Source organism: Oleiphilus sp. HI0125, from assembly GCF_001635355.1.
Genome location: NZ_LWGF01001099.1, coordinates 1 through 1,080 on the forward strand (window position 1 = coordinate 1; position 1,080 = coordinate 1,080).

The 1,080-nt window shown below is 46.5% G+C and carries 1 protein-coding gene; it reads right to left on the reverse strand.

Annotated features, from left to right (window positions below):
* Positions 1-874: flagellar biosynthesis protein FlhF (gene flhF, locus A3762_RS18945; protein WP_068757131.1), on the reverse strand; the 874-nt coding region annotated here is incomplete at its 3' end.
* Positions 875-1,080 lie beyond the last annotated feature (206 nt).

Consider the following 1,080-nt stretch of genomic DNA (forward strand, 5'->3'; position numbering starts at 1 on the left):
CCTCGTCAACAACATGCACTGGAACATTCAGAATTCTTCCAAACACTTTTAGCTGCTCGTGTGCGGCGATTCGGTAACGATCTGTTGTCACCAAAGCAATACTATCTGCCCCATGACGCATAACATAACGCGCAGCCAACTTACCAATCGTCATTGTTTTGCCACTTCCGGTAGGGCCGACAAGTGAAATCACGCCACCCATGTCGATGATTTCGCTATATTCTGTCTGAATCGCACCATGAATTTGTTTACGCACCTTTGCCCAAGCAGTATCAAAATCGCCTTCACTTGCAACGCTATCTAGCAATTGCTTCCGAATAGGCTGCTGAATCGCTAGACGCTCTAAGCGCTCATCTACGATCGATTGGCTTGGCGTCACAACAGCTTGAGGCATTGGTTCAATAGATTGTTGCGAAGTCGACTGTTTCGCCTGAGCAGAAATCATTTCGCGTAGTTCACGGAGCTCTTCCTGCATCACGTAAATCGGATCATCTTGCTTGCTCGAACGCTCATCATGATTGACTGCAGGAGTCGCCTGAATCTTATTCGTTTGACCAAACTGCTCTGTTTTAATGACGTTCTGTTCTTGCTTCACGCTCTCGATGCGGCGACGACTTCTATCCATTTCCGCCTGCAATTCGAGACTGCGCTCAGCGCGTTGTTTTGCGAGCTCGGACGCGCTCACTTGAGTTTCATCATTAGATACCTGAGCAACACCCTGCTCTGGCTGATCTTCATATTCGGCAGTTGCCAATATCTCGACACCACCATTTGTTTTTGAGTTTGAAAGAATCACCGCATCAGGGCCTAAATCTTCGCGTATCTGACGCAAAGCATCTTGCATTGAATGGGAGAAATAACGCTTAACTTTCATAACTCTTCACCTAAAGGCTTTTTTGACGACAACTTCCTGTAGTCAAATTATTGACCGACCGTCGACACTATATTTATTTGCTTGTTATCCGGAATCTCTTGATATGAAAGCACCCGAATACTGTCATTTACAAAGCGTGAGAACTTAGCCATCGCTGGGCGGACTGGCGCGGAAACCAAAAGTATTACGGGGTTTCCAAGCATTTC